The sequence below is a fragment of the Orenia metallireducens genome (assembly GCF_003001995.1).
GTDB lineage: Bacteria > Bacillota > Halanaerobiia > Halobacteroidales > Halobacteroidaceae > Orenia > Orenia metallireducens_B.
The window spans coordinates 72433-91137 of the sequence record NZ_PVNB01000002.1 but is presented as its reverse complement, the minus strand read 5'-3'; the positions used below and the strand labels follow the sequence as shown (position 1 = coordinate 91137).

The 18705-nt window shown below is 31.9% G+C and carries 23 protein-coding genes; 4 read left to right on the top strand and 19 right to left on the bottom strand.

Features of this window, described 5'->3' with window-relative positions; genetic code table 11:
* Positions 1–17: 17 nt before the first annotated feature.
* From BX659_RS01970 to BX659_RS01885, 18 genes are all read right to left on the bottom strand, one after another.
* Positions 18–812 (bottom strand): L,D-transpeptidase, encoded by a 795-nt coding sequence (locus tag BX659_RS01970; protein ID WP_181186402.1) that lies wholly within the window; start codon positions 810–812, stop codon positions 18–20.
* Positions 813–971: 159 nt separating this feature from the next.
* Complete coding sequence (locus BX659_RS01965; RefSeq protein ID WP_097016147.1) at positions 972–1637, bottom strand: hypothetical protein; 666 nt, start codon at positions 1635–1637, stop codon at positions 972–974.
* A gap of 72 nt (positions 1638–1709) precedes the next feature.
* A complete protein-coding gene (locus BX659_RS01960; RefSeq protein WP_097016146.1) occupies positions 1710–2231 on the bottom strand; it encodes an ECF transporter S component in 522 nt (173 codons plus the stop codon).
* Positions 2232–2264: 33 nt separating this feature from the next.
* Positions 2265–2774 carry a hypothetical protein gene (locus BX659_RS01955; protein ID WP_143786638.1) on the bottom strand — a complete coding sequence of 170 codons (510 nt, stop codon included), beginning with the start codon at positions 2772–2774 and terminating at the stop codon, positions 2265–2267.
* Between the two features lie 5 nt (positions 2775–2779).
* On the bottom strand, positions 2780–3286 hold the full coding sequence (locus tag BX659_RS01950) for a PilN domain-containing protein (protein ID WP_097016144.1): 507 nt from the start codon (positions 3284–3286) through the stop codon (positions 2780–2782).
* Positions 3279–4244 carry a type IV pilus biogenesis protein PilM gene (pilM, locus tag BX659_RS01945; protein WP_181186401.1) on the bottom strand — a complete coding sequence of 322 codons (966 nt, stop codon included), beginning with the start codon at positions 4242–4244 and terminating at the stop codon, positions 3279–3281. Before pilM ends, BX659_RS01950 begins: the two co-directional genes overlap by 8 nt.
* A 41-nt stretch (positions 4245–4285) precedes the next feature.
* Positions 4286–4636 (bottom strand): hypothetical protein, encoded by a 351-nt coding sequence (locus tag BX659_RS01940; protein WP_097016142.1) that lies wholly within the window; start codon positions 4634–4636, stop codon positions 4286–4288.
* A gap of 12 nt (positions 4637–4648) precedes the next feature.
* A complete protein-coding gene (locus BX659_RS01935; RefSeq protein WP_097016141.1) occupies positions 4649–5086 on the bottom strand; it encodes a prepilin-type N-terminal cleavage/methylation domain-containing protein in 438 nt (145 codons plus the stop codon).
* A 31-nt stretch (positions 5087–5117) separates the two neighbouring features.
* A complete protein-coding gene (locus BX659_RS01930; RefSeq protein WP_097016140.1) occupies positions 5118–5525 on the bottom strand; it encodes a type IV pilus modification PilV family protein in 408 nt (135 codons plus the stop codon).
* A 69-nt stretch (positions 5526–5594) separates the two neighbouring features.
* Entirely contained in the window at positions 5595–6065 is a 471-nt protein-coding gene (locus BX659_RS01925) for a type II secretion system protein (protein ID WP_097016139.1), read from the bottom strand.
* 41 nt (positions 6066–6106) lie between these two features.
* Positions 6107–6547 carry a type II secretion system protein gene (locus BX659_RS01920; protein ID WP_097016138.1) on the bottom strand — a complete coding sequence of 147 codons (441 nt, stop codon included), beginning with the start codon at positions 6545–6547 and terminating at the stop codon, positions 6107–6109.
* 71 nt (positions 6548–6618) lie between these two features.
* Positions 6619–7848 (bottom strand): type II secretion system F family protein, encoded by a 1230-nt coding sequence (locus BX659_RS01915; RefSeq protein WP_097016137.1) that lies wholly within the window; start codon positions 7846–7848, stop codon positions 6619–6621.
* Positions 7849–8035: 187 nt separating this feature from the next.
* Positions 8036–8479 (bottom strand): DUF3795 domain-containing protein, encoded by a 444-nt coding sequence (locus BX659_RS01910; RefSeq protein WP_097016136.1) that lies wholly within the window; start codon positions 8477–8479, stop codon positions 8036–8038.
* Between the two features lie 341 nt (positions 8480–8820).
* Positions 8821–9225, bottom strand: coding sequence for a hypothetical protein (locus tag BX659_RS01905; RefSeq protein WP_097016135.1), 405 nt, complete (start codon positions 9223–9225; stop codon positions 8821–8823).
* Positions 9218–9778: a hypothetical protein gene (locus BX659_RS01900; RefSeq protein WP_097016134.1), complete on the bottom strand. Its 561-nt coding sequence runs from the start codon at positions 9776–9778 to the stop codon at positions 9218–9220. Before BX659_RS01900 ends, BX659_RS01905 begins: the two co-directional genes overlap by 8 nt.
* Positions 9779–9839: 61 nt before the next feature.
* Entirely contained in the window at positions 9840–11096 is a 1257-nt protein-coding gene (larA, locus tag BX659_RS01895) for a nickel-dependent lactate racemase (RefSeq protein WP_097016133.1), read from the bottom strand.
* A 566-nt stretch (positions 11097–11662) separates the two neighbouring features.
* Positions 11663–12631, bottom strand: a complete 969-nt coding sequence (locus BX659_RS01890) for an RNase H family protein (RefSeq protein ID WP_097016132.1) — start codon at positions 12629–12631, stop codon at positions 11663–11665.
* A 176-nt stretch (positions 12632–12807) separates the two neighbouring features.
* The gene (locus BX659_RS01885; RefSeq protein ID WP_097016131.1) at positions 12808–14286 is read right to left on the bottom strand and encodes a sensor histidine kinase; all 1479 of its coding nucleotides are present in this window, start codon (positions 14284–14286) and stop codon (positions 12808–12810) included.
* 620 nt (positions 14287–14906) lie between these two features.
* Between BX659_RS01885 and BX659_RS01880 the strand changes: the two genes are divergently transcribed.
* Positions 14907–16136, top strand: coding sequence for a restriction endonuclease (locus tag BX659_RS01880; RefSeq protein WP_097016130.1), 1230 nt, complete (start codon positions 14907–14909; stop codon positions 16134–16136).
* 327 nt (positions 16137–16463) lie between these two features.
* Here the strand turns inward: BX659_RS01880 and BX659_RS01875 are convergent, their stop codons facing one another.
* A complete protein-coding gene (locus BX659_RS01875) occupies positions 16464–16637 on the bottom strand; it encodes a small, acid-soluble spore protein, alpha/beta type (protein ID WP_097016129.1) in 174 nt (57 codons plus the stop codon).
* 270 nt (positions 16638–16907) lie between these two features.
* Between BX659_RS01875 and BX659_RS01870 the strand changes: the two genes are divergently transcribed.
* The 3 genes from BX659_RS01870 (at position 16908) to BX659_RS01860 (ending at position 18696) form a co-directional block, all read left to right on the top strand.
* Positions 16908–17558: a hypothetical protein gene (locus BX659_RS01870; protein WP_097016128.1), complete on the top strand. Its 651-nt coding sequence runs from the start codon at positions 16908–16910 to the stop codon at positions 17556–17558.
* Between the two features lie 186 nt (positions 17559–17744).
* A complete protein-coding gene (gene mgsA, locus BX659_RS01865) occupies positions 17745–18119 on the top strand; it encodes a methylglyoxal synthase (RefSeq protein WP_097016127.1) in 375 nt (124 codons plus the stop codon).
* Positions 18120–18501: 382 nt separating this feature from the next.
* Positions 18502–18696, top strand: a complete 195-nt coding sequence (locus BX659_RS01860; protein ID WP_097016126.1) for a hypothetical protein — start codon at positions 18502–18504, stop codon at positions 18694–18696.
* The last annotated feature ends 9 nt before the right edge of the window (positions 18697–18705 follow it).

Sequence of the window (18705 nt, the reverse complement as noted above, 5' to 3'; positions counted from 1 at the left end):
TCCTTCTTAATCTCTCACTATCTAATAACTATCTTCGTTCTAAGAGGAATCAATCGGTACAGCTGCTCTAAATCCTCTGCTCTCATTCTAATACATCCTTTAGATTTCTGTTCACTGACTGGAAGTTGATTGGTGCTACCGTGAATTCCATAGCCGCCACCCTTGGTCCAAAGATCAATTCCTAGCCAATAATCACCATAAATTTTCTGATCTTTACCAGATAATTTTAATTTATTCTTAATTCTAAACTCTCCCTTTGGGGTTGGATTTTCTCTTCCACCTACTCCAATTGGATAAGCTTTAACCTGCTTTTTTCCCTGCAACAGATAAATTCTTTTATCTAAACTATCTACTAATAGACTGTAAGGTCTAAAGGCTAAAGTTTTATCCTGAACAAATTTGCTTTTTCTTAGAATAGTATTAATAGTCTCTATTAAATTGAGCTCATTATTAATGTAATTTAGGCTATTAACCTTAGAGGGAAGTTTAACAAGATATTTTCCTAGCAGATCACTAAGACTCTCCGGCAGTTGCTGGTTATCTTCTAAATATAATAAGAGTGCTGTCCCCACCTTGTTCACTTCATCCTGCTCGGCAACATCCTCATCTTCTATCCCCTTTTTTTTCCAAGAGTTATCTTCAAGATAGCTTTGTATCTGTTGATAATTATAATCAGCCCTTAAAGAATTACTGCTAAAGCTTGGCTCATCTTTTATTACAGGCCTATAGCTATCAATTAGCACTACAACTAATACTACTAAGATAATAAGCAGTACAACTAATATCCCTAAGATATAGTTCTGATTATCCAATTTTGATAAGATGTTACTGCACCTCCAAATACAGATATTATTTCAATTGTTATTTATTATCTGTATTTAGATGATTTTTAACCATTAGCAGATAAAAGAAATTTTTGTTAGCCCTTAAATAAAAACCACTTCAAATGGAAGTGGTTTAGATAAATATTATTAATTAACCTTGTCCAACAACTCTTGGTCATAATTAATATAAATAATATTAATTCTATTTCTTGAAATCTCCTTGCTTAAGACATATAAAGCTAACTCTTTAACTTTAGCTAGAGATTTATTATCAACCTCTCTCAGGGCTAAATATCTTCGCTCTAACTCTTCAGTCTGTTTATATATCTTATCAACATATTTTGGTCCTAAATTGCACAATAAGGAATCCAATCTAGTGATATTATCTAAATTCTCTTTTAAACTCATAAGAAAAACTTCAGGGTGAACAGCAATGATCTTGCCTAGCAGTATAGAGATATATTCACTGTTAGCACCATCAGTTATTCTTCTTAATCTAACTAGAATATTAATAGTATCTAAATCTCCAGCCTTAGCCCCTTCTTCAAGAATAGCAAAATTATTAAAAATATAATCTATGGTATCCTCAGCATCTTTTAAATTAGTTACCTCTTCTTTAGGAAGTATCTCTAATAAACTTTTTTGACTAATATCAGACTTATGACTTAGATAATACTTATATCTCTGATTTAACCGATTCCAATCATAATCTTCTTTAGCACTTAGCTTTTGATTCCCAGCTAGAAAAATTACCAAAAACAGAACTATCAGCATAAATATTTGAACCTTGCTCTCAATTTTAAATAAATTCATCTCTTCTCCTCATTTAATACCTCTTATGATTTAAATTAATGGTAGTCATCCCTACTAAAGATTCATCACCTACTAAACTCTTAATTTATAATCTACCTTAGGGCTAGACTTCTTATTAATTACTCCTACAATAACTGGTATTAAGACAATTTGTATAAGGGCAGAATAAAATCCAGTTAAGAGGGTTTTTTTGCTAATTAAATTCATCAACTCCTCTATCTTAAAGAGATTAGTAGCTATCCACAACCCTGACAGAAAAACAATCCTTCCTCCAGTAATTGCACTGATTAAACTGCTTAATAGATTAAACTCTCGATAGATCATTCCACTTAATAATCCATAAACCCCTAATTTACAGATCAACAATAATAACAGTGGCACTGTAAGATCCTTAAAGATTAATAAACTCACTAATGGAGCTAGTACACCTAAAAAGCCCCCATAGCTTGGACCTAAGAGAAATCCTGCTAACAAGACTGTTATCTCAATTGGGAAAAATATATCAATAGCCAATCCACCTAGCTTCAAGAGATAAGCCACTACCAACCCTAACCCTAACAATAATCCACCTTTTATCAACCTCTTACTCTTCATCTAATTGCACCTCTATTCTTTAATTACTATTACCTAATTGGCTATATTAATTACAAGCTTCATTCTTATATCTAATCTATCTTGGTAATTTTCATCACCTTTGATCTCAACTGCTCTTAACTGTAAGTATTCAAACTCTTCTAAAGCAGCTAAATAGCTTAAAAAGTTAGTATAATCACTCTGTAGGTGGAGATTAATTGGCAGACTATCCTCTTTAAGAGCCCCTATCTCTAGATTAAAGAACTCCTTTTCAAAATTAAAGCTTAATTTATTTAACTTAACTACAAACTCAGTTAACTTATCTTTTTTCAAGGATATTATCTGATTCCCCTTATGCTTACTCGCTTTAGCAAGTTTTAAATCATTAGCGGCAATCCTTTCTTGAAGATCTACTAGCCTTTCTCTACTGTCTAATAAAGTATTTCTAGAAGGCTGATAAAATCTAATATAACAAAGATAATTGAATAAGATAAAGATAATAACCATGATAATTACCTTAGCTCTTCCTTGCTTCTCTACTGCCTTACTTAGTTTAACCTCCATCATACTCACCTTCCTACTTGGGTTATTTCACCTCTAATCTTAAACTTAATCAGCTTCAGCTTATCCTCTCTATCTTCTAAGCTATGTTCAATCATCACTTTTTGGAAATAAGCAGAGTTACTTATCTTGTCCATTAATTGAAAAAACTTATCACTTTCACTTAGCTGACCTCTAAATTCAAAACTCTTATCCTCATTAATAATAAAACTATCTATTATAAGCCCCTGAGGTAATAGCTCTTTTAACTTTTCCATCAGTGGAGTTAAATTAAACTGAGTTTTAAAACTATCCTGAGAATGAAAATTCTCTAATCGCCTATCCACTATCTCTAATCTGGCACTGGCTACCTCTAATTCATCGGCTACTGTCTTCTTCTTACTAGCTAGCTTGAAGTATAAGAAGATATTCAAAAATAATATCAATATAATTAAAAGCAAGATAGAAAATTCAAAAACTCTAAAGTTTCCTCTTAATCCCCTGCTCTTATAGTCTGCTGGTATAAAATCAATCATCTCCATCTCCCCTTAAGGCTAAGCCAATAGCGACTGTAAAGATATCCCTATTATCATTGTAAAGGCTCATATCCTCTTGATTTAAGTCTATCTCCAATCTACTCCCCCAAGAGATTTTACCTATCTCAACACCTATGATATTAGCTAGCTGTTGAACAAAACCTCTACATCTATTCTTAGCACCAGCTAATAACACCTTATTAACCTGATAATCCCTATACTTAATCTCAAAGTAATCTAAACAACGATAGACCTTAGTAGCTAAGGCCTTAAAGGTTGCTAATTGCTCATTACTAGAATTAAAATCATCTTCACCAGATTCTACAGTACGATTGAAGATAATTTCACCTTGATGAATAATAGAGACATCAGTAGTATTACTTCCTAAATCGATAATACAGCAGTTTTGCTGCTCCCTATCAGATAAAGTCTTAATAAAACGAGCCAATGCCATAAACTCTGCCTCTATAGCCAAGGGATGTAATTGCAGTTTTTCAAATAAATCTAAATAATCATAGATTATACTCTTCTTTACCCCCATGACTAAGACCTTATATCTACCATTATCTTCGGATAAGATTTCATATTGAAATGAGATCTGCTTTAAAGGCAAGGTAGCATAATACTCAAACTCTACAGGAAGTACCTTCGCTAAATCACCTTGGGGCATAACTGGCACCTCAATAATTGTCTTGGTTATTCTCTCACTACTGATTGCAGTTATCACCTTTTTTGCTCTAATCTCCTTCTTAGCAAGTACAGCCTCTAACTCTTTCTTTAATCTAGCAAAGTCCTTAATCTCTCCATTAACGACCATCCTATCATTCTCGATAAGTGCTAATCTCTTTAACTTGATAGCTTTAGTACCTCGCTCTATTTCAACTACTTTAATCAGCTTATCTCCAAAATCTATCCCCAGCACCTTGGGGTCAAATAAACTCTTTATCCTACTAAGCAATCTACCAACCCCCTTCTTCAATCACCTCAAGTTTAATTAATTTAATTGCTTATTATTCTCTTTAAGACCTTCTTTCTGCCTTGAAAGTTACCAGTAGAAATCACTTGATTTTTATCACCTTCAATAGTAATTGTAACCTCATAGCTACCATTATATCGCCCATTAACTATAACCTCTTGCCTAAAGCTATCAATCTCTCCTGCTTTAATCTTTACTCTTGCTTGCTCTATCCCAGATTCAGCCAGATATAGAGCCTGCAAGCTATCTTCCTTCTTCTCTAACAGAGCAAATTGACTATTAAGCACTTCAATAACCCCACCTATTAAAACCATCAAGGCTAAAAATATAGATAGCACAAAGATAGTAATAGCACCTTCCTGCTGTTTTAGCATCTTAATCCCCTCTTAAAAATTATCTTTTGTAGAAATTTTATCTACTACTCGATAAGTCTCTGTATTCTTCTTTAACATCAAATCTATAGTCAATAGCCCACTATTCTCTAGTTGAAAAGGAGACGACTCCACAAAACCAATTACCTTCTCCCCATTGCGATAGATAGCAGACTTATCAAAGAAGTAGTAGATCAACTCTTCATTATCTAGCTGCAATGTCAAAGTTGAATTATCAGCAACTAAGCTCAACTCTCCAGTCGCTCTTAAGTCTTGATTAATCTGCTTTAAAAAAAGTAGCGAATCTAACTGTAACTCTAGTCTATCCGTATCCCTTCTCCACAGATTACTGCCTACTAGCTGTAGATTATACAACAGCGACAAAATTACTGCCATTACTGTAATTACAATCAGTATCTCTACTAAACTAAAGCCCTCTTCTTTACCAGACATCCTGCTTTAACTGCCTCCTTAATAAGCAAAATCAACGCTCAGCAAATAGTCGCCTAAGCTCTAAATTTCTATTATCCCAAGCCACTTTAACTATCACCCAGTAACTACTAGCATCATTCTCCTCAAAAGTTATCTCCCGTTTAAAAGTCAGCTGTGGATACCACTTTTTAAAATTTCTTTCTTCTTCCTCTACTTCTTTAAGCTTTATCTGCTGAAGCCTTTTAACAAAGGGCTTGCTCCTATCAGACTCTATCAATTCAGCTTTAAAACTCTCAATACTCATCTTAGCTAAACTTAGTGCCTGTAGTCTAGCCCCAGTCCTCTCAACTAACCTATCATTGATTGCCCAAAAATCTAAGAGACCACTAACAATTATCCCTAGCACTACTAGAGCAATTAAAACCTCTATTAGGCTAAATCCACCTTGAGATTTAAACATAATCCACCTCTAATAATAAAGTAATTTACCCAGCATTATGCTGGGTAAAGATTTAATTTAGCTATCCAATTAAGGTAAGCTTGGCTTCTCTGCACTGCTTTGAATTTCGTAGTTAGAACTATCTACATAATAATATCTTCCCCCAAGCTTATTGTCATACCAGATAATATATTTAGTAGCTCCAAAGACATCGGCCTTCTCTCCAAATTCCTTGAATTCTCCATCAAAATTATTAGTATCCCACCTACCATCAGATAGATATTTATAGTTATTATCCTCTAAAGATAGATACTCTTGTAAAGCATCTGGCAGTAAATAGCTACTACCTCCATAACTAGGATAATTTTTATACTCTATCTTTAACACTTCATTAAAGCTCCTTAAGTTCTTCAATTGCTTCTTAACCACTGTCAGCTCTGACTTCTCTTGAACCTTTGCCCCATTGGGGATAATCATTGCCAATAAGATGGCAATAACCGAAATTACTATCATAAGTTCTATTAATGTAAATCCTGCTTCACCTTGAAATTGCTTGAACATACTAAGCTCCTTTATATATGGTAATTAACAAATTGATTATCTTAATAAGCTAAGGTTGGTATCTCCTTGCTCCTTTTAATCCTCTTATCTAGACTATCTACATAATAATACTGACCACCAATCTTGAAATCGTAATAGATTATATAAGTACTAGAGTTGAAAGAATCATCAGTAGGGTCATTATTGAAGTTCTTATCATCTAAATTATTGGAAATATATTTATAATTATCATCTACTGAAGCATAATCTTTAAGGACATCGGGAATATCCTTGCCCGTTACTGAATTGGGATACCTACCATATTCCCCCTTTAAAGCTTGATTAAAGTTATCTAAGAGATTCAAGTGATACTTAACCACAGTCTCATCAGCCTTCTCTTGGACTTTAGCTCCATTAGGTATTATCATTCCAATTAAAATACCTATAACTGAGATTACTATCATCAATTCTATTAAAGTAAAGGCATCTTCTCTTTTAAACATCTGATTCCTCCTTGATTAAATAATTATCTTTATTTCTATATCAATTAAATTAATTTACTAATCACTATCACTTAAACCTGATTGATCATTTGGTACATCGGCATCATCGTAGAGAAGATAATAAATATAATAACAAGCCCTAATAAGAGGATTAGAGCAGGCTCTAGCATAGACATAACTCCGTCTAAGCCCTCTTTAAAATCTTGCTCATAAAGTTCAGATATACTGAGCAACATCTCCTCTAGCTTCCCAGTCTCTTCCCCTGTTTTTAGCATCTTAAGTACCATTTTAGAAAAAAAGGGGTTGTCCTTTAATGTAGCTGTCAAACTCTTTCCACCTTGAATCTCCTTCTTGGCTTCGCTAATCGTCTTGGCAAGAACCGAATTGTAGATACTCCCACTTAAAGTATCTAAAGATTGCAGAATAGGAAGACCACTTCTAGATAATAGACTTAGACTTTTAGTAAAACGAGCAATCTCCATCTTGATAATCAGAGTTCCAACAATAGGTAACTTCAACAGTAAACTATCTACTTTATACCTACCTTCATCCTGCCGATAATAATAATTTAAAGCCAATATTATGAGATTAAAGAAGAGTATCAGCAAATACCAGTGCTCTGCTATAAAAGTACCACCTGCCAATAATATTTTGGTAAGTAAAGGTGGCTCTAATCTCATCTTAACAAAGAGATTAACAAACTTAGGTAAGATATTAGTCACAATAAATAGACCTACCACTATTGTCATTACCAAGATAATAGTAGGATAAGAGATAATAGAAAGCAGCTCCCTTTTAAATTTTCTCTCCCTGATAAAATATTCACTCATCTCATTTAAGACATAGGCTAAAGCTCCGACCTGTTCACCTGTTGCTACCATCTTTATCAATATTTCAGGAAAAATATCCTTCTCTTGCTCTAAAGCATCAGCCAAATACATCCCTTGCTCTACATTCTTTCTAATATCAGATAAAGCTGATTTCATTTTAGGATGATCTGTCTCTTCTGTTAATAACTTTAATGCAGCAACTAAGGGTATTCCTGACTCTATTAGAGTAGACAACTGGCGTGAAAAGACTGCTAGCTCCCTTAAATCTACTCTTTTAAACCTATTAAAGGGATAATCCCAACTAAGAGTAAAAAAGCTCTTGCCTTGCTCTTCTATCTCAACCACATAATAGCCTTGATTTCTCAAACGTCGAATAGCTATCTTTCTACTTTGGGCATTAAGATGGCCTGATAACACCTTGCTACTAGCATCTCTAACTCTATAATTAAATACTTTATCTATCAGTCTCACCCCTTGCTAAATCAATCAATGTCTAAAATTCATTAGTTCATCTACCATATCAATACTACATTCCAAGATAAATTCCTCTTTTAAATTACCTCTAATTATTGAGTAATGATTAATAAAAGGGCTAATTTGATTAATTTTTTATGATCTTAAGGATAATTTATTATTTATATTATTTTAATAGCTGGTATTATCTGATTCCACTGACCATCCTCTTCTCTGCTTTACATGATGAATTATTCATTAAATCCTCTAAAACCTTCTTACTCTGATAAGGTTTGATAAAATCTTGATAATCCTCTAAGGGGATCTGCTCACTGAACTCATCTAGAACTTTATATTCTAAGATCTTGATTGATATTTGAGTACAAGGATATTGATTGCAACTAGCACAATTCTCTAACTTCTTATCTAATACACAACTACGAACCTCACAAACTTTGTTGATTCTCTTTACCCCCTCAATCTGGATAGAACAACCATAACAATAGACCTCATCAGCAGAAATATCTAGACCAAAGTACTTTGACCATCCTTCACTTAGCCTTCTTTGATCACTTTTACTAGTGATATTCTCTCTATAAGCTAAGCAAAGATTACACTTGTGACCACAGCAGCCTATCATCTCTTCCATTTGTCTACTCCCCTTTTGGTGGTAGTTTTGATAATTAAACCTTCCAAAAATAATATACTTATCTCAAAGGATCTTTATACAAGATTTCTATACTCAATCCATTAATAAAGAATAACATCTGATAAATCAAAGGCAAAGAGATTAAAATATTAAAGATTTTATTTCAGCATTTTAATTTGACATCTATAACAATTGATAAATAAATAGAAAACTTCTTTAATCTCTAATATTACTTTTGACATAAATAAAATTGACCATAACATCACTAAAATCCTGCTGTTATGGTCAATTTATTTTTAGTTATTCAATCTTCTAACAAAGTAATCTTATTTTTTTCTATTTTACTCCTTCTTTAACTTCATTAATTCTTCTTTAGAGATATCAATACCTAACTTATTCAACTCTTCAAGAACCCTATCATAATCAGGATTATCCTTTAGCAACTCCTCTCCCACCACCTTTATAACCTCAATCTTATCACCATTACCTTCAACCTCTTCACTAATCTTAGCTACTAGCTGTTGATTAAGCTTAATTCCATCATCCTGCAAATCATTTAAGACCTTAATTATCTCTTTATTCTCACCTAGTAGCTCTTGAAATTTTTCGAGAGGATATTCAACTAATTTAGAGATATTTAAATCATTAAAGTCTTCACTTTGATAGAGGTTATAAGCAAATATAGCTATTGCAATAAATATTATCATAATTGATAGCCCAATTACTCTTTTAATCAATCTAAACAATGCTATCCTCCTCAATCTTTCCTTCTAATTCTACTTTAACTCCTCCAAGCTTAGCAGCAACAAAATTATAAATCCATCCCATTAAAGCACTAAATATTATTCCTAAAACAATATAAATGATTGGAGAGACTATAGCTAAACTTACTAAAGACATCTCACCCGCTAAAATTCCAAAAATCAAGGCAAATATAGCAAAGATTAAGGAGATAGCTGCTGCTATGGCTCCATAAATCTTGACAATTGACTTAATGTCAAAGCTCTTAACCTCTATCATCCTTTCCTTCCTCCCTTCAGATAGTTTGGACTCTAAACTTACTACTTCAGCCTTTAAACCACCGACTCTAGCTGCAAGAAAATTATAAATTTTAGCACCAATAAAGGTACCTATGAAAGCAAAAACAATTTGTACTAGGCCCAAGAACAATTCTGTTACATCTCCTCCAGCCAACACTACAGTTAAATTCAATAAAAAGCCAAGTAATAAAAAAGGCATTATTGTTAATACATATACTTTTGCTGCTGATAAAGCATCTACTTTCTTTAGTTCAACCATCTTATTCCTCCTTTCAAAATTAACTAAGATCTAGGTAAGCAATTTTAGAAAAATTGAAAAATTACTTTTCCATAACTGGTACTGTTAAACCTCCCTGAGGCATAATAATAGAACTATACTTCTTATTATATTTATCAGCTAGATAAGATAACACTTCATCTAGATTATTCATCTTCTTAGCAAACATTAGCTCTGTAATCTCTTGATTAAACTCAGAAATTAAGATAAACTCCTTGTTTAAAACCACCTTACTAATGGCAAAAGCTTTATGGCCACCAATTACAAAGCGTTCTTTAATTCTTTCTATATTATCTTCAGGTCTTGTGGCAGTATTTAGCCACTCTTCAAAGACATCCTCTCCCAAACCTGCTCGACATTCTGCCAAAAGCACGATTGTTCCTCCATCCTTAACAGCATAATCAGCATTGTCTAAAGCCTTTTGGGCCTGATAAATATTAATATCCTTTGGATAGCCTCCTGCACTGACTATTGCCACATCTACCTTCTTCTTAATTGGAACATGATACATCTGACTAGAGGTCTTAACACCCTGATACCAAGCTGCTTCTAAATCACCTGCTACTACCTCTACTATCTCTTTCTTACTATTTGTAACTACATTTAAAATAAAGTCTACTCCCACCTTATTAGCTGCTTCAATCATCTCTAAACTGACAGGATTATCCTCTATCTTAGGCAGATTACCAAGTAAATTGACCATATGGGCATGGTTTCTTTGAATGCTCTCCCTACCTGCTACTCCTGGTAAAATAGATTTACGCCCTCCTGAAAATCCTGCAAAATAGTGAGCAGTTATCACTCCAGTAGTAATCAAAAAATCTGCCTCTACAACCTCTTTATTTAACAATAAAGTATTTCCAGAGCTCAACTCTCCCAAATCAACTAAATTATTATCAGGGTCATGAGATATTAAACAATAATTATCAACTATCTCATCACCAAAGATTCTCCTATTCTGCTCTTCAGTATTGGGCTCATGAATACCTGTAGCGATAATAAAGGTAATTGCTTCTTTCTTAACCCCACCCTGCTCTAGCTGCTCCAATAATGGTGGCAACATATAATCATAAGGTGTCAATCTGCTGACATCATTGACTACTATTACTACCTTTTTAGGATTCCTCTGCTCTACTAATTTATCTAAGGATAAAGATTTAATAGGGTTAGCTAAGCTAGCTTTAACAGCTTTTAAAGGATCTGCTACCCCCTCTTTTTCATTGGGTAATAATGTCTCTACTTCTTCTCCTAACTTATCTAGACTTAATGCTAATTTTTCTTCTCCATACTTTAATTTCATACTCTACTCCTCCATCTTCTGTTTTTATTCTTTACTTAATCATCTATTTTATATTATATTTAGATAAAAATCATCATTTCCCTTCTTAACAAAGGGTCATAAGTGACTATTTAAGAATTGACTATAAATTTAGAAATAAACTATACCCGTTCCAAGGTACAGTTTAGCTAGCTTTTAAATAGGACTTAACTTTGATTCTTCATCTGCTCAATTAAAGCATCGATCTCTTCTTGAGACATTACCTCATCTCCCATAGCTATACCTCCTTATTAGCATTTAGCCTAAAGCATCACCATAAAATCTATTATTATCTAATTTATTCTTATTTTATCATAAATAAAATAATCATCAATAGGTTTTTACTATAAATAAAAGCTATGAATATTCAAGCTCTATCGATGTCTGCACTTAAAGTTAGACTTTATATAAATATTAAGACAGTAACGAGAAGAAATTTTTACTCGTTACCCCTCACTTATCACTGATTACTAAAGTTTCACAATCTCCCCATATAAATATAAATTTATATTTAAATTGTATATTCAAAGACCTATAAAATCTTAGAACTAGCTCTTTATAGTTAAGAATTCCTGCCACAACTTTTCTAACTCATCTTGTCTAAATTTATCCCTTAGCTCATGGTATTTCGGTACCAAATGGAGTTTTTTAGTATTATAAATATTCAAATGTCCTATATTCTGAAAGCCATCATCTAAACCAAGTTTGGCTGCCTGTAAATTATAAATACCTTTATAATCAACAGAATATCCCCTTCTTTGTAAGTAATCACTGAATTCTTTAGCTTTTTTATCCAACTCATCTACTAAGCTATTATTATTTGTACTTTCCTGACTAGCTGCCCCTGCTTTAGCCAATTCATCAGCTCGCTCATTCCATTTAACTCCTGTATGAGCTTTAACCTTATGCCAATTGATTTCTATATTGACACTATCCATAAAATCTTTAAAATTTTGAGTTAATGGCTTATTGGTCTTATACTCCCCAGTAGCCCATTTCTTAATATTCTCTAAATCATAGTAGATAGCCACTCTCTTAATCCCTCTCTGTTGACACCACCTAACTGCCTCTTGAGTAGCTACTAACTCTCCACCTACTTGTCTGGAATCTTGAGCATCAGGATCACTAACATAACCAGATAATTCATCAACAACCTTATCACCCTTTAAGACTACCAAGCCATAGCCTATATTCCCATCTAAATAAGAGCCATCAACATAGATTTTATACTCTTCTTCACCTGTTGGTTTAGAACTGAGATTAGCGCAATCCCATACTATTAATATCCTCTTTGTAATTGATTTTTGCTCTAACTGATTAGTTTTTAGAGTATATTCGTCCTTTTTAGGACTATAATAAAGGTTTACATAACCACAGCTTTCCCCTTCAGCTATAATTTCTAACCTAATCAAATAATCACCAATCTGCTTAATCTCACCATCTATCCCCTCTTCTTTTAGCTTTTTCAGAAATCCGTTGGCTTTAAGCTTCAACTGCTCTTCACATTTATAAGCCATTCTTCTACTCCTCCTAAAATTAAATTTAATATCACATTAATTATATTAAAAGGTGATAAATATATCAAATCTAAAAATAAGAGTTGATAAAAGCTAATTCCTATAATTGAGGGCTACTTAACCTTAGAAATCAATAACCTACTACTATTTAAATAGTAGTAGGTTATTTTAAATATTTATCTAATCCCCTTATAGTCTGTATTATTTATAGCAGAGATTATTACTTCTTCTATATCCTTTTTTATCTTAAAGAAGAAGGTAGTACCATTATTATCACTCTCAAACCAGATATCTCCTTGAAATACTTTGGTGATAATATAATAAACTACTGTTAAACCTAAACCTGTCCCATTATGACCTTTGGTTGAAGTAAAAGGGTCAAAGATACTATTTCGAATCTTATCTGGAATTTTATGTCCAGAATTATAGATACTAAATATAATATCTTCTCTTTGTACAGAGGTACTTATTATAATCTTCTTCTCCCCTGTTTTATTAGCTAAAGCATCTAAAGCATTATCAACTAAATGAAATATAATCTCTTTAAACAACTCTCTATCTAAGACCACCTCTATATCTGCAATTGAAGACTTCCAGTAGATATCCTTATGATCTTTAGAGATATCTGCTAGTATTTCTTGGCAGATATGATCTAACTTGACCTCTTCTAAATCTAGCGAACTAGGATCAGATATTTGAATAATGTCATTTAATAAGTCATTAACCCAACCTATCCCAGCTTTAATATGCTCAAAATAAGATTCAATTTCCTCCTGCTTTGACTTGATTTTACCAAGTTCTGCTACAGCCATAATCTCCTGTAATGGATTTCGAATCTCATGGATAACTCGAAAAGCCATCTCTCTGATATTCTCTAAACGCTCAAATTGTTTAACTTGATTTGAATATTTAGTAAGTTGGTTTAAATTCATAGCAATACAGATCGATCCTAAAAATTGACCCTCTATTTCAATAGGAAAGGATATAACCTCCATTACTATAGATTGGCAACCATTACTGATTATACTCTCCTTACTTATATATAATTTAGTATGTAAAAACTCTCCTTTTAAGATGAATTCACCCAAGATACTATTCCCATCCCTTTTAGAAATATAGCTTTTATAATCTTTAAAAAGATTCTTCCCTAATAAATCATCGCTCTCTAAACCAGAAATATCTAAAATTGTTTTATTGACATATAAGATCTTGCCCTCTGTATCAAATAATCCTATCCCTAACTGACTGAAATAAAGATCATAGTTCTGATGAAAGGCCTCAAGCAAATCCTTTAGTTCCCTAATTGGATTTAAAAAATCTAAGTTTAAGATTACCACCCCTTGAGAACCATCACTTAATTTAGCTGGAAGATGGCAATATAGGACATTTCTCTTTACACCATCCCACTTATATTCCAGATAACCATGGTTAGGTTCGCCCTTATCTAAAGTTTTTAATGCTGCAATCATTTTATCTCGAGGGTGAAAATAACTTAAATTTTGATTCCTTAATTGGTGGGGATCTGCAACCTCCCCCTTTATCTTGGTATACAGATTGTAAGCATGCCTATTTCCCTTTCGAATTCTATATTTATCATCAAGAATGACGGCTAATCCTGGGAAATTATTAATTAAAAAATTAAAAATTTCTTCCATTTAAATTCCCTCCTAATAGTTTTAACATATTATCTTTAGAATAATTCTAAAGATAATATGTTAATTGAAGCACTTCCATAGCAAAATTAATTTAGCTGTCTTTATTGGAATTATTTTACAAAACCTTATCTACTCATTAATATCTTCCAGAAAAACTTTAAATTATTACTTAAATAGAGCTTATTCCATTAATTTCTACTTTTTATATATTCTTTGAAGCATCTACTTATCCTTCTTTTTATTCTATATTTTCATTTCAAATTCATACTAACACTTCATTAATATAAAAAAATAATCATTCATTTCTATAAAGTGCCAAATAGATCTTTTTTGTATTAGCTAGATTACTTCTTCTACTAAAGGTTAAATTCCTTTGGAATAATCCTTATAATTCTTTTTTTCATAATCATGTATATTGTTTATATTTATAACTTTTTCACTTAAAATAATATTATCATCTATATATTGATAAAACTTTAATCTTGGATTAAAGTTAAGTTAAAATTGATAATTTTTACTATAAACTCCAAAACAAGATAAATTCAGCTGACCATGTATAATTAATAGCTTTTTGTACAGAATTATTATATAAATATCCATTATAAGGAGTTGGCATATCTATGATAAATAAACCTTTTAACTTGAATGTAGAAGTTAATAATTTAGTTAAAGTTCTATTGCTCATCTTAACTTCTATACTTGCTATATTAATAGGATTTTCTCTAGTTATTTATACACTTCCTTCACTATCATTATTAATTCCTATCCTATCTATAATTGCAATAAGATATAATAAATCTCAAAAAGCCGAACTGATAAAAAGGGCTCACCCATATATAGATAATTTTATCGATAGTTATTTTAAGCTTAACTCTATGGAAATTAATGAAACACACCCTTTTCCTAAAAGTATAAATAGCCTTCAATACCTATTAGAAAAAGAAGAGATTAAATTAAAGGAAGATATATTATTATCTTTAGTTTTTGAAAAGTTGCTATTACGCTTTATTGAAAGCAATTTAGATTATTCGTTTCAGTCTAACTTAGTAGAACTTCCTGAATTCAAACTCAAAAGTCTACACTATATATTAGATAAATTGAAGATAAAGACTAGCCGACAAGAATTATATAAACAGGTTAAGAATGCCTATCATAAAAGAAAAGAGGAAGATTTCAATAAGTTCTTTTTAGAGCAGAATCCAACTTTAGCTAATCAACCTACAATTAAACAATGGAGCAGAGCCTATATAGACACTTTCGAAAATAACACTAAATATATTCACTTTCTAGAAAAATTAATACTTAATAAAGGAATAAATTTAGAAAAAAAGGAATTGGAAAGCCAAATTGAAGGAGAGATAGAAAAGAGAATAATCGAAGGCAATGCTAAAAATATCTATCAAGCTATGGCTTCACAAAAAAGATCTTTAGCTCCACTAAAGATTGATAATATTGATGAGATGTCAGGGGAAGAATTTGAGAGAGTTCTCAAGCTACTATTTGAAAAAAGAGACTATAATGTACAACATATTGGAGCAAGTGACGACCAAGGGGCTGACCTAATTTTGAAAAGATTCAACATCAAAACTGTAGTACAAGCAAAAAAATCTAAAAACACTATAGGAAATACAGCTATTCAAGAAGTAGTCGCTGCTAAATCATTTTATAGTTGTCAAAAGATGATGGTTATTACTAATAGTACCTTTACCCTATCTGCTAAAAAATTAGCTAAAGCTAATAATGTAGAGTTATGGGATCGTGAAAAGCTTACAGAGGCCCTTAAATATACATCTATTAATTTAGATGAACTGAAGATAAAAGAGAATCCCTGCAAGTATTACATTCATTGAAAAGCTGGGAAGGCTAGTTCGAGTTTGAAAAATAATAAGTAATTATAAAGACCCCACTAATAAATTAGTGGGGTTGTTTGTTAACACTAGGGTTTTAATCCTAGTGTTTTTTAATTGAGATACTATGATTTTATAATATCCCAATTATTTGGTGGTTACTATAACTCATCATAACCTGTTAAAGGATTTTTCTCTGCTAATCTCTGCTTTTCCTTTACGTGAGATAATGAAAGCATTGATAACCACCTCCATTAATATTCTGTCCAAATTAAAAGTTATTAAACTGGTAATTTATTCAGAATATTATTGAGTAGATAATTTTTATATCTACTGCTGCCCAGCCATCATTTCTTCTACCTTCTCTACTGCTCTTTTAACTAATGACCCAGCTTCCCGGGTGGTTATATTACCCCAATCACCATCCTTGACCTTGTCAGCGAAACCTAACTCCTCAGCCAATTCATATTTAGTTTTATCGGACATAATTGTTTTACGTCCCATTGGGAAAACCACCTCCACTAATATTATGGGCAGATATAAAATATAATAAACTGGTAAATAATTGAATAGAATAAGCTCAGCATTAAATTTGACAACAATACCTAATCATCACACTCCTTCTATAAATATTACATTTATAAGACAGCCAATTTCCCTTATAATAAAGATAAGGATGGATAATTTGAATACTATCTTCTAGTTATATAATTTTTAATTTGCAAATACATAGGATTAATTTAAAAATCCTAAAAATAGAAAGGATAATAGTTTATGAAGAGAATATTACTCTTAATCTTGACAATAACTACAGCTTTCACATTATCAGCCTTTGCCCAAGATAATAATCAATTTGGAATTTATGGAAGCCCCCTCCAAACCTTAAATGGAAATAATTTAAGAGCTTCTATCTTTACTTATAGGGATGATGGTGCCAATATCTTCTTACCATCTGAATTAAATCTAACTACAGCTACTACAACTAAAACTAGCTCTATAGAAGATTATAATCTAATAAACTTCTCTTTCTTCAAAGAATTGAGTATTGGCAGAGGAGAAAATTATATTGGATTTGGAATTAAGGCTTTAAATAAAAAAGAAGAGAATGCAGCTACTAAAGGTTATGCACTACCACTATCCTTTAAAACTATACAACCATTACATGATAAGATAGACTTTAATGGAGATATTTCTATTTTTCCTATTGGTAATTATGATGTTAACACTGAAAATATAGAGTTTGGAGGAAAATTTTCAGGTTATAAGCTTAACCTAGGTCTTAAAGGACAATTAACAGATACTTTTAGTATCAAAGGTGGTTACTTAAGAGAAGGATACTATTATGGTGATGACCAAAGTCAACAGATAGCTGGCTATAATGAAGCCTTACATGGATTATACTTTGGTGCTGAAATCACATTCTAATGTAAAACTACCTATCTTATATAAGATAGGTAGTTTTACATTATTTATTGCTAATTTTAATATAATAATTATAATTACGAGTAACAATAAACTAAAATCATTAAAGGTAATCTGATATTAATCTAGAATATATCTCTTAAGCAAGATTAACCACTAAATCACATTAATATCATAGGAGGGATTTAATTGGCAGAAAGAATAGCATTAGTTGCCCACGATAAGAAGAAGGATGATTTAATTAAATTTGCTCAAAATCACGAATCAATACTGAAAAAATATGAGCTAATCGCTACTGGAACTACTGGAAGGAAGCTAAATGAAAACACAAACTTAGAAGTAATTAGAATGGCTTCAGGACCTTTAGGTGGTGACCAGCAGATTGGAGCACAAATAACCGATAATTTATTAAAAGCAGTTATATTCTTACGTGATCCATTAACTGCACAGCCCCATGAGCCTGATGTCAGTGCCTTACTTAGGGTCTGTGATGTTCATAATGTACCTTTGGCTACAAATTTAGCAACTGCAGATATGATCTTAGAATCTCTAAAAAATGAATAGTTTCACCTTAAAATCATGGAATATATTCCATGATTTTTTTGATTTGGTCTTACCTCTATCTTACATAAATTCCTGATATTGAAGATAACAATAAGTTTGAAGCTCCAATAAACTAATAAAAATAAATAAAAGGAGGTAAAAGGAGATGATAAATTTAATAACGAATACATATCCCAATTATTAGTCATGATTTTGATTAAGCTATTAGTAAAAATCATCCCAATCGACTTACCACCCTTCCCCTGGCCGCCAGTAGAAAAGAGCAGATAACTTTTTTGTATAAAATTGATTATATTGAGAAGAATTAAATATATAATCAGATTAATCCCCCCCTAGTTTCAAAGCATAAAACTCAATTCCCTTATTAAGGAGGAGTCTATTGATGTATGAAGATAAACTATTAAAAGAAGTTGCTACTAAATGCCCCGAATATGAAGCAATTACAGTTGCTCAAAATTTTGGAGCTTCTATCTTAAATAATCTAGAAGCCTTAGAGGATGCCAAATGCGATCTCTGTGTTAATTGGCAGGATAGCCATTGTGATATCTTCCAAAAACACCATAAGAAATATTTATAAGTCTTTTAT

Coding starts and splice junctions, on each gene's coding strand:
- BX659_RS01965 (WP_097016147.1), bottom strand. CDS start 1,637: ATGAATTTATTTAAAATTGAGAGCAAGGTTCAAATATTTATGCTGATA.
- BX659_RS01960 (WP_097016146.1), bottom strand. CDS start 2,231: ATGAAGAGTAAGAGGTTGATAAAAGGTGGATTATTGTTAGGGTTAGGG.
- BX659_RS01955 (WP_143786638.1), bottom strand. CDS start 2,774: ATGGAGGTTAAACTAAGTAAGGCAGTAGAGAAGCAAGGAAGAGCTAAG.
- BX659_RS01950 (WP_097016144.1), bottom strand. CDS start 3,286: ATGATTGATTTTATACCAGCAGACTATAAGAGCAGGGGATTAAGAGGA.
- BX659_RS01940 (WP_097016142.1), bottom strand. CDS start 4,636: ATGCTAAAACAGCAGGAAGGTGCTATTACTATCTTTGTGCTATCTATA.
- BX659_RS01935 (WP_097016141.1), bottom strand. CDS start 5,086: ATGTCTGGTAAAGAAGAGGGCTTTAGTTTAGTAGAGATACTGATTGTA.
- BX659_RS01930 (WP_097016140.1), bottom strand. CDS start 5,525: ATGTTTAAATCTCAAGGTGGATTTAGCCTAATAGAGGTTTTAATTGCT.
- BX659_RS01925 (WP_097016139.1), bottom strand. CDS start 6,065: ATGTTCAAGCAATTTCAAGGTGAAGCAGGATTTACATTAATAGAACTT.
- BX659_RS01920 (WP_097016138.1), bottom strand. CDS start 6,547: ATGTTTAAAAGAGAAGATGCCTTTACTTTAATAGAATTGATGATAGTA.
- BX659_RS01910 (WP_097016136.1), bottom strand. CDS start 8,479: ATGGAAGAGATGATAGGCTGCTGTGGTCACAAGTGTAATCTTTGCTTA.
- BX659_RS01900 (WP_097016134.1), bottom strand. CDS start 9,778: ATGGTTGAACTAAAGAAAGTAGATGCTTTATCAGCAGCAAAAGTATAT.
- larA (WP_097016133.1), bottom strand. CDS start 11,096: ATGAAATTAAAGTATGGAGAAGAAAAATTAGCATTAAGTCTAGATAAG.
- BX659_RS01890 (WP_097016132.1), bottom strand. CDS start 12,631: ATGGCTTATAAATGTGAAGAGCAGTTGAAGCTTAAAGCCAACGGATTT.
- BX659_RS01885 (WP_097016131.1), bottom strand. CDS start 14,286: ATGGAAGAAATTTTTAATTTTTTAATTAATAATTTCCCAGGATTAGCC.
- BX659_RS01880 (WP_097016130.1), top strand. CDS start 14,907: ATGATAAATAAACCTTTTAACTTGAATGTAGAAGTTAATAATTTAGTT.
- BX659_RS01875 (WP_097016129.1), bottom strand. CDS start 16,637: ATGGGACGTAAAACAATTATGTCCGATAAAACTAAATATGAATTGGCT.
- BX659_RS01870 (WP_097016128.1), top strand. CDS start 16,908: ATGAAGAGAATATTACTCTTAATCTTGACAATAACTACAGCTTTCACA.
- BX659_RS01860 (WP_097016126.1), top strand. CDS start 18,502: ATGTATGAAGATAAACTATTAAAAGAAGTTGCTACTAAATGCCCCGAA.